This is a genomic window from Rubritepida flocculans DSM 14296 (genome assembly GCF_000425365.1).
GTDB lineage: Bacteria > Pseudomonadota > Alphaproteobacteria > Acetobacterales > Acetobacteraceae > Roseococcus > Roseococcus flocculans.
Genome location: NZ_AUDH01000074.1, coordinates 1 through 1,093, shown reverse-complemented (window position 1 = coordinate 1,093; position 1,093 = coordinate 1). Strand labels below are relative to the sequence as shown.

The window sequence follows — 1,093 nt, the reverse complement described above, 5'->3', positions numbered from 1 at the left end:
CCCGCTACGACCAGACCGCCGACAGCTTCCTCGGCTTCGCCACACTGTCCTCAATCCGACTGTGGATCAGGTTTGTCCACGCGGCCTAGAGGCTGTCTCGAAACACCTTCGATATGACGCTAATGGGGCTGGATCGCCGAGCCGCATCATGATTCGACCGGGCTGCGAGACCTTGGACGAATTGAACGATGTGGACCCCGGCCACCCGGCGGCAGCATAGCCGCGCGGGCCTGCGCTATGCGAGTGACCTGACCGACGCGGAATGGCGTGTGCTGGAACCCTTGCTGCCCGCTGCGGTCTGTCGCGGGCGGCGACGGGCATGGCCGCTGCGCGAGATCGCCAACGCCATCTGCTACGTATTGCGCGCCGGCTGCACCTGGCGCCTCCTGCCCGACAGCTTCCCGCCCTGGCGCACCGTCTATCGCTGGTTCGTCCTGCTGCGCGATGGCGGCGTGTTCGAGACCATCAACCATCACCTCGTCATGCTCGATCGCGAGCGCGCGGGCCGCGAGGCCAGCCCAACCGCAGCCGTCGTCGACAGCCAAAGCGTCAAGACGACCGAGAGCGGCGGCCCGCGCGGCTACGACGCGGGCAAGAAGATCAAGGGCCGCAAGCGGCACGCGATGGTGGACACCGACGGCCGCGGACTGACGCTCGACAACCATCCCGCCAACGTCCAGGACCGCGACGGCGCGCCGCCGCTGATGCGTCGCTCGCGCCGGTCCTGGCCATTCGTGGAACTCGCCTTCATGGATAGCGGCTATGCCGGCGAGCGCGTCGCCAAGGCCACAGCCATCCGGGGCAAGATCGTGCGCAAACCCAAGGGCCAGGTGGGCTTCGCCGTCCACGCACGGCGCTGGGTGGTTGAGCGGTTCTTCGCGTGGGTCGGCCGAAATCGCAGGCTCGCCAAGGACTTCGAGGCGTCCATCGCGTCGGCCAATGCCTTCCTCTACGCCGCTTCCGCCATCATCCTGCTACGGCGCATCGCTCGTTGCTCTTGAGATTCGAGACTGATGCGGTGGACGGCCCCTGAGCGGCATCGATGTGCCAGGCTCGCGGCTGTTGACGTCAGCGAGCAGAGGAGCCGTCCACC

The 1,093-nt window shown here is 67.2% G+C and carries 1 protein-coding gene; it reads left to right on the top strand.

Annotated elements, in window-relative coordinates; all coding sequences use genetic code 11:
- Positions 1–188: 188 nt before the first annotated feature.
- A complete protein-coding gene (locus H596_RS0118915) occupies positions 189–1,001 on the top strand; it encodes an IS5 family transposase (RefSeq protein ID WP_027286190.1) in 813 nt (270 codons plus the stop codon).
- Positions 1,002–1,093 lie beyond the last annotated feature (92 nt).

Bases quoted from the DNA above. Each gene is read 5' to 3' on its own strand.
- H596_RS0118915 (WP_027286190.1), top strand. From the start codon at position 189: ATGTGGACCCCGGCCACCCGGCGGCAGCATAGCCGCGCGGGCCTGCGC.